This is a genomic window from Coleofasciculus sp. F4-SAH-05, from assembly GCF_040222985.1.
GTDB lineage: Bacteria > Cyanobacteriota > Cyanobacteriia > Cyanobacteriales > Coleofasciculaceae > Coleofasciculus > Coleofasciculus chthonoplastes.
In genome coordinates this window covers 1-8,928 of the sequence record NZ_JAVKBY010000042.1, presented here as the reverse complement: position 1 = coordinate 8,928, position 8,928 = coordinate 1, and the positions used below count along the sequence as shown (strand labels likewise).

Here is an 8,928-nt window from a genome sequence, read left to right as displayed (position 1 = left end):
ATCGATTGGCGATACTCACGACTTTCGCCTGTGCTAGACTAATTTTAGAGATTAACACATTATTTATTACAATACAAGACTAAGAGAAAATAAAAAGTCGTCCTAAAAGGACGAGGCTTGTATCCCTAGTTCTCGGTCAATAATGGCAAAATCCTTGTAGTGCGAGCATCTTGCTCGCTACCCAGCGTCTGGGAGTAACAGAGTAATACCAAGTTGCGTTCTATCATGTCATTGGAGAGCGAAGCGAAGAATCTGGACAGATGCGCGAGCGTCACTCTGTTTCACTGCGTTCTGCTCAGCATGACAGATTCTACCTTAGACTGCAACTTGGTATAAGGTGGGCAAACTTGGTATAAGGTGGGCAGTGCCCACCCTACATTCGCTGATCCGATTATTTTGACCCTGAGCGAAGCCGAAGGGTTGATCAAAACTCAAAACTTTCTTTCCCTGTCCCCTGATGCACCGTCTTTACCCATTTTAATCGCTTAGGACGCACGGACATACGAGCGGTTGTAGCTGACATGACGAGCATCCAATGCATCATATAAAGAAGACCACGCACTGTTTGCAAGACATTGAGAAATAGAGTGCCGATTGTCAAGGGTTGATCTCGTTGAATCCGACGCAATCCGGTAAACATGGCAATAAACGACAGCGTAAGCGCTAATCCAGTAATCGGACTATACAGAGGTAAACGACTACGAAGCAGCGCCATTAAACAATCCGGTATAGCCGCCGTTGGCAATAAGTACTGAATAATTAAAAATGAGAATAAATCGATAGTTTTGCTCAAACCCAGACGATTACTAGCAATCAGACGCCAGTAGTCTAAATAACGCTGATATCCCCCTTCTGCCCAACGACTCCGCTGATGCCAGAGGGAGAGGGCGCTAATCACACCTTCCTCATCCACCGCCGGGAATTCTAGGAAACGAATATCCCATCGATCCAGGTGCAGACGTATGGTTAAATCCAGGTCATCGGTAATTGTTTGCTCATTCCAGCCGCCACAGCGTTCTAATGCCGCACGACGCACAAATTGACCATTTCCCCGGAGTTCACCAATCCCACCAATGGCAGTTCGTTGGTTTTGGAAATAGCTATCTAGTGCCATTTCTGCCATCTGTCCTTTTGTCCAGAAATTCAGACGCGCATTCGCGATCGCTTTTCGCACTTGTACCGCGCCGACTCTCGACTGGTTAAAGATGGGCAGCACTCGCCGCAGTAGATCTTGAGTCACATGAGCATCGGCATCAAAGACACCAATAACGTCTCCTTTGATCAAGGGTAATACCTGATTCAATGCTCCTGATTTACCGCCTGTGGCGTTGGCATCACGATGAAATACGTTTAACTGATCGTATTCTGCCGCCAATTGATCTAAAAGGATTGGGGTTTTATCCGTACTGTGATCATTAATTACCCAGAGTTCGCAGCGTTCCTTGGGATAATCTAAGTTACACAGCATCCTCACCAAGTTCTGAATCACCGCCTCTTCATTCTTAGCCGCCACCAGTAAGGAGACATACGGAAAATCAGCCGGATTCTCCCCCTGTAGCAGTTTCGGCACTCGTATGGGTCGCGCTACTAATACCCGTATCGCCTGAATCCCCAGGATTGCGGTTAAACCAAAGACTAACCAATACCCCCAGGACAGCAGATGCAGAGTGATCGTCCCGCCCCAAATCAGGGTCAGCGCCAACGCCGCTTTGCGTCGTCGCCCTTCGAGTCCCTGAAAGAAAAAGTCGCTCTCAAAATCATCTTCAGACCACTCAGACAGCAGAGAGCTAAGGGGATCAAGCTCACTGCTATGGTTATTCTCTGTCCAGGAGTTCTCTGGCATACGCTCCTTGATTTCTCCACCCACGCAAATTGTATCTAATTGTATCTTATTTCGTTAATTTTTTTATACTTTGAGGAGAATACTCTAGTATTTTAACGTTTGCTCGTTCTGCATGGCTGAGGATATAGGGTTTGTATGGTGATATCGTTTCTGAGTACAGCAGCATGGGGACTGGGTTCCGTCCTCTGGGTGGAACTAATCCGCGACTTCTATCACGTCTTGTCCCATCATTGGACACCCTTATATCGGTTGCACGTTTGGCACCATCGGGTGTTCAAGCCGGATTTAACCCCGGCTAGTGAGCAAATTTATCGCCAAGCCCATTGGTACAATGATTTACCGGAATCCCTGGTGATGTTGCTGTTTAGCTTGGGGTTGTGGGGAGTCGCCTATATCTGGAGTGAACCCCATTGGGCGGCGTTGGCAGGTGTCCTCTATACGTTAAGCTTTTTAGCAGGTGCGATCGCGCGAGGGAGTGGACTCTCTGGTGCGGATGAATTAACCGACTTAACCCATCGTCCGGGACAATTCTTGACTCCCCCCTCAAACTGGACAGTCAATCGCCCCTATCATTGGCGACATCACTTTGATAACCAAAAGGCGTATTATTGTGGCACATTGACCTTCGTCGATAAACTTATGGGTACGGCGCTATCCCTGAAAGGTAAAACGGTAGCCGTTACTGGGGCGTCTGGCACATTGGGGCGATCGCTATTGTATCAGTTGCACCAGCGCGGGGCTAAAGTTATCGGGTTAACCTCGAAGTCAGACCCAATTATTTTAACCGCAGCGGGTGAACCGTTATCGGTGAAAACGATAACCTGGCAAGTGGGACAAGAATCTGAGATGGCGGCTGAGTTAGAATCAGTTGATATTCTGATCCTCAATCACGGGATTAACGTCCATGGAGAAAGAACCGCTGACGCGATCGCGAAATCTTATGATGTGAATACATTCTCTAGTTGGCGGTTATTAGAATTATTTTTGCAGACCGTTCGCACCAATCAAGATATTGCCCGCAAGGAAGTCTGGATCAATACCTCCGAAGCCGAAGTTAGTCCCGCCGTCAGTCCTCTGTATGAATTAAGCAAACGGGCTTTAGGGGATTTAGTCACATTACGCCGCCTAGACGCGCCTTGTGTAATCCGCAAACTTATTTTAGGACCGTTTAAGAGTAACTTGAATCCCATTGGCGTCATGTCTGCGGATTGGGTGGCAAAACAAATTGTTAACTTAGCGGTGCGAGATGTCCGGAATATTATCGTCACGATTAATCCGCTAACCTTTTTAGCCTTTCCGATTAAAGAGTTCTTTGTCAGTCTATATTTTCGATTTTTTAGTCACAAAGCGTCAGAATCATCAGTTAAATGATGACAATTCTCGTTCTTATTTCCTGTAGTGAAAGACACACCAGTTCAAGGTAGGGGCGACCCGCTTGCATCAATTAAAAACTGTGTCCATTCAATTTTGTCGGGTCGCCCTTTACTCAATTTCCGCTTGTTGTTTTAGCACCCTGACGGGTTGGTGCGTTACGCTATCGCTAACGACGGGTTGGTGCGTTACGCTATCGCTAACGACGGGTTGGTGCGTTACGCTATCGCTAACGCACCCTACGATTTTTATGTCCAGTTACGCTATCGCTAACGCACCCTACGATTTTTATGTCCAGTTACGCTAACGCACCCTACGATTTTTATGTCCAGATTGTAGAGACTTTGCACACAACATTTCTACACTATCTTCATGGAATCTTCACACTAGCCCGAAAATATTGCTCATTTTATGAAGATTCAATGAAGTTAATTGTAAAGGTTTACGATTAATTTACAGCCAAACGATGTTAACTCCGTGAATGACGGGCGGTTGAAACAGGCACTGGGGTTTTGTGCATAAGGCTCTCAGTTCTAGGAAATATAGCAATGTAGGATACAATTCTGTCAGAGAGAAATCCAGTATTTTTACCTAAACCCCAGGTGCGTCCCGTGATTGCCATGGAAAACTCAGCCTACGAGTATCAAGTTGGGGGGTGTCTCCCCATTGACGCTCCCACCTACGTGGTTCGACAAGCTGACAATCAACTCTACGAAGCGCTGAAAGCTGGCGAGTTCTGTTATGTCCTCAACTCCCGCCAGATGGGGAAGTCTAGCTTACGGGTTCGCACGATGCAGCGCCTGAAGCTGGTGGGGATTGCTTGCACGGCGGTTGACTTGAGTGCGATCGGATGCCAAAATATTACCCTGGAACAGTGGTATGCCGGTATTGTCTACACCTTAGCGAGTAGCTTCAATCTCATGGACGCGGGTGAACTAGAAACCTGGTGGTCTACTCGCCAAACCCTCTCCATTGTCCAACGGTTTAGAACGTTTATTGATGAGGTATTACTTCGAGAAATCCCTGATAATTTGGTGATTTTTTTCGATGAAATCGATAGTGTTATCCGCTTAAACTTTCCCGTTGATGACTTCTTCGCCTCAATTAAATCTTGCTATAATCAGCGAGGCAATAATCCTAACTATAGACGCCTCACCTTTGCCCTCCTTGGCGTGGCGACACCTTCAGATTTAATTCAAGATAAATACCGGAGTACCCCCTTCAATATTGGTAAAGCCATTGAACTGTCTGGTTTTCAGCTCCAAGATATTCGACCCTTAGCGGAGGGATTTGTCGGACAAGTTAGTCATCCCGATATAATTCTCCAAGACGTTTTAGCCTGGACAGGAGGTCAACCGTTTCTCACCCAAAAACTGTGTAAGTTAGTCAGTCATTCTATTGAGAAACAAAGACAGTCATCTAAAACTAGGGAAACCTGGCAACCTAATCCGCTCAAGAAAATTTTTCCGAGACTAAATACAGCCAAAGTCTCAGCTTGGATTGAACACCTGATACAAAACCAAGTGATTGAAAACTGGGAAGCATTTGATGAACCAGAACATCTAAGAACGATCCGCAATCGCTTGATTCAAGGTGGACGGGGTAATCCGAAAATGATTGCGCTCTATCAGCAAATTTTACAACGTGGACAAATTGCGGCTAATGACAGTCTCTTACAGATGGAGTTACGATTGACTGGAGTCGTGGTCAAGCAGAATGGCAAATTACGAGTCTATAACCCGATTTACCAGTCTGTTTTTAATCAACAGTGGCTTCAGCAGAACTTTCCTAATCTCCCTCAACCTGTTCCCTCCCTCAAACCCAATAACCAGGCGGATAGTGACCGAGGAGACATCAAATTAAGCCTAGAAGCTGAACTGATTTACAATCACCTGATTGACTGTGTACAACGGGAATCTCCAGAGCAATTAATTGATCGGTTCCGTCAATTGTTCATCCATGGTATAGACTATCCAGAACCGACTATTTTAGCAGCACTCTACAGAATTACAGCATCTAAACAAGCGAATCAAGACTTTAAACATATCCTGTCTCGGTGTTGTTATATCCTAGTGAATCGTTGGCAAATAACACCGAAACAAGATGTCGCGATCGCGAATTTGCTGGGTCTGTTTAAAAGTCAAGTCCAACCTAGCTCTAGTCATTTACGCCAACTCATCCAAACGTTTATTGATTCAGAAGAGTATCGCACCTTAAAACGGATTGGAAAAGTCATTGATGAGGATTCAACCCAAAAAGTAAAGGAAGAAAAAACGGCACAACCCAAACCACAAAAATTAGCTCAGTTAATTAATCAGTATCCCTTCTTATTTTCCTATTACTTATTAAGTCAAGACTGTTCCCAAGAAGCTCAGCAAACGATCCAAAAACTCCAAGCGGAAAAACAGCAACAATTAGAATCCGAGCTTTGGCAGTATGCTATCTATCTCGCTGCCGGAAATCAATCCTGTGATCGCGTTATAAAAAAACCGCTAAAAAATCCTACCCTATTGAATGATGAGGAATTGTATCTGGCATTGCAACAGTTTTGTGGAAAAGCAGAAAATTCTTATACTTACCGTGAATTGGCGCAAAATTTTCTCAATCATACTTGTATGACGCCATCCTATTCCTTATTTAAGGAAGATTTATATCAATACTTAATCACATCGATCGATCCAAGTTATGGACAACACTACTTTTATGGATTGTTGAATAAGCACCTAACAAATACGCTAACTGAGTGTGACCATCATAAAGTAGACACTTCTCTGATTGGAAAAACCTGTAGTCAGTTATTTGATTTACTCGTTGTTGAAAGTCTGGAAAAACCCCAACATTACTGGTTCTGTGATTTAGTTGATAATCTGGGTTCGCTAAAAATGACCGTGTTACTAATGAAAATTGTCCTATTATCTCCCCAAGTCATTCGCCCTGATCTAGAAAAACGTTTAGCCATTTTATTTAGTCATTATGAATCGACACCGATTGAAGAGGTTTTCTACTTAGTTAAATCGATGGAAAATTTAAATGTTGCGTTTATTGTTAATTTTGGTGTCAGAGATTTTTCCTGGCTTAATCAGTATAGAGTATAAATGATGAACTATAAATTTGCTGTTCCCTGACAAATAACTATAACCGTGTGGACTAACACAGCTAAAATTGTGGGATAGATTTGTTTTGTAGTGAGGGAACATTAGCCCTATCCAGCTATGCGTTAGAGCACTCTTCGTGCTTACTACAAACCGGGGCACAACTAAAACCGCTCCCATTTTTGCTAGGTGGGTTTGTGGTGGGCAATACGGGCGTTTATGGCGCTAAACGCCTACTACGAAACCAACTTATTAAATTGGGTGTTAGTAGCGAGCCAGATAATATGATATAACGCAACTTAGCATCACCTGTTCATTCCATTTTCTTGTAGCCAGTTCGATAAGTCTTCTAAACTATTGAACCCTAAAACATCATTTCCTAGACGTTCTACTTGTTCAAACGATAAGTTTTGAATCTGGTTAATAATTTCGGGAGCAATTAAGCCAAACTGCCGATCCAGTAAACGTAATGTCCATCGGATTCCTTCCTCTCGACGCCCTCGCTCTAATCCTCGCTCTAATCCTCGCTCTAATCCTTGCTCCAAGCCTCGTTCTAATCCTTGCTCCAAACCTTTGGCTAATCCATCCTGCTCTGCCTGAATAATAAATCCCCGTTGGTCTTCGAGAAACATTTCTTGTTTACGCAATTTTTCTAATTCCTCTACACTCAAATTCGCTTGATTCGCGATATTCATCGCTTTATCTAGTTCCGGAAGTTGGCTAAATGTGGGTGGAATGACTTCCAAGCTGGGAGCCTCTTTAATAAAGTAAATCCATTTATCTGTTAAACTATCTAATTCATCAAGAGTTTTAGTGAATTTAGGTAATTCCACAAAGATTAACTCGATTTCCGGATCAGGATAATCAAACAACTCCTGGGTTTCCTTTAAGCCAAAGCGTGTCAGGAACCGTTGCGTTTGGTTAAACATGAGAAAATCGGTAATGGTTAAAGCAATGGCGGGTTTTAGGTAAGAGTATCCTTCTCCATATTTGAGTTGATTCGCATAAGTTTTGGTCAGGTTATAAATGACGCGCTTCTCAAAGCACGCCACGTTGAGTACCTGCATTTCAATTAATACGGTTGAGCCATTATCGAGTAAGGCTTTGACATCTAGATAGCTATCTTTGAGATCAACGACATCTCCGGGATTATAAGGGTCAATAATTTCTAAATCCTGAATCACTGGATTGGCATCATAAATCAAGGCATTTAAAAAGCTAATCAAGATATCTTTGCTGTCGTTTGACCCAAATATTTTCTTGAAGGCAAAGTCGGTTTTAGGGCTAATAAATCTCAGAGTCATAATTCTTCAACCATTTAATCCGGGTAAAAATGATTATATCGTTTCCGTTGTACTCAATTGAATTAACAGACGGGGATTATAAACTATGCTGTACTCAGTTGTTTTTCTTTACCACCTAACACCGTTTTGACGCAAAAACATCCGAATTGTTAACAATTTTTAATCACCCAAGACTTTAAGAGTTCATTCACTTGATCGGGAACCTCATCATGGGGACAATGACCCGCTTGGAGATAGTATTCTGTCAGTTGAGGATAATACTGACGGAACTTTGCTCCCCGTTCTTTGGCATTCATCCAGGGATCACTTTCTCCCCACAAGAGTAAGAGGGGACAGCGTAATTGGGAAAGTAGCACATCGATTTTTTCTCCTTGGGGCGATTTGAAGACGGAAGCAAAGACTTTATGGGCTCCGCGATCGCACGAGGGGCGATAGATATCGTCTACCAGTTGGTCGGTAATAGCGCTGTGATCTAAATAGACTTGCTTAAGGGTTCTGCGAATAATCCTCCGTCGCCGCAGGTATTGAAACAGAAGGAAACTCGCCCAAGGTTGCAATAAGAGCGATCGCGTCAGGTTCTTAAACCCCTTTTGCCCTGAATTTGCGGACTCTGGAACCTTCGTCTCGGTAAAAGGACCGGCACTATTGAGCAACACCACCCCCGCAGCCGTATCCGGACGTTGCGCCGCAACACACAGCGCACAATAGCCGCCTAAGGAGTTCCCTGCCAATACTACAGGCTGACCAATTACCTGGGTGATAAAATCATGCAACTGATCGCGCCACAACTCCCCACTATATTGCCAGTCTGGTTTAGCAGATCGTCCAAACCCCAATAAGTCAATTGCCCAAACTTCAAACTCCTGTTGGAGTTCAGCAATATTTTTGCGCCAGTGATCTGTCGATGCACCAAATCCATGGATCAGTAACAGAGGGGGATGATGCGATCGCCTCTCACCTGCTTTGACGTAGTAAATCGACTGTCCTCGCCACTGCCAATAGATGCCAGGAATAGTAGCCGTTGCTGCAACGGGGGTCGCCTGCATGGTTCTCGATAATGTTAAGTAACGTTAACTAATCTTAATATAGCGTAAGCATTAAGGAATGGGGGCGGACGAATCTAACGGGTGTTGAACAGACCCTAACTAATTACAAGTAATCTAGTTAGGGATTCTTGCCCTGCTGTTACCACTGGGAACCGCTGTTCTCGGTGGGTATCAGGAACTTTTGCCTTTATACCCCTCCAAGCCATTTCTGCTAAGGAGATAAGACTAAAAGTCTTATAAACGCACTAAGATTTTTACCCAGTAGATGCGTT

5 protein-coding genes are annotated in these 8,928 nt (G+C 44.1%); 2 read left to right on the top strand and 3 right to left on the bottom strand.

All coding sequences use genetic code 11. From position 1 onward, the window contains the following. Positions 1-424: 424 nt before the first annotated feature. Positions 425-1,843: a glycosyltransferase gene (locus RIG27_RS04595; protein WP_446342876.1), complete on the bottom strand. Its 1,419-nt coding sequence runs from the start codon at positions 1,841-1,843 to the stop codon at positions 425-427. Between the two features lie 135 nt (positions 1,844-1,978). On the opposite strand from RIG27_RS04595, the gene RIG27_RS04590 reads away from it, so the two are divergent. After that, positions 1,979-3,214, top strand: coding sequence for a bifunctional sterol desaturase/short chain dehydrogenase (locus RIG27_RS04590; RefSeq protein WP_446342874.1), 1,236 nt, complete (start codon positions 1,979-1,981; stop codon positions 3,212-3,214). A gap of 620 nt (positions 3,215-3,834) precedes the next feature. Next, positions 3,835-6,309 (top strand): AAA-like domain-containing protein, encoded by a 2,475-nt coding sequence (locus tag RIG27_RS04585; RefSeq protein ID WP_446342872.1) that lies wholly within the window; start codon positions 3,835-3,837, stop codon positions 6,307-6,309. Between the two features lie 302 nt (positions 6,310-6,611). Here RIG27_RS04585 and RIG27_RS04580 read toward each other — a convergent pair whose 3' ends face one another. Together RIG27_RS04580 and RIG27_RS04575 are read right to left on the bottom strand one after the other, a co-directional pair. Continuing rightward, on the bottom strand, positions 6,612-7,604 hold the full coding sequence (locus RIG27_RS04580) for an Rpn family recombination-promoting nuclease/putative transposase (RefSeq protein WP_446342878.1): 993 nt from the start codon (positions 7,602-7,604) through the stop codon (positions 6,612-6,614). A 155-nt stretch (positions 7,605-7,759) separates the two neighbouring features. Then, positions 7,760-8,656, bottom strand: coding sequence for an alpha/beta fold hydrolase (locus RIG27_RS04575; protein WP_446342870.1), 897 nt, complete (start codon positions 8,654-8,656; stop codon positions 7,760-7,762). Positions 8,657-8,928: the final 272 nt, after the last annotated feature.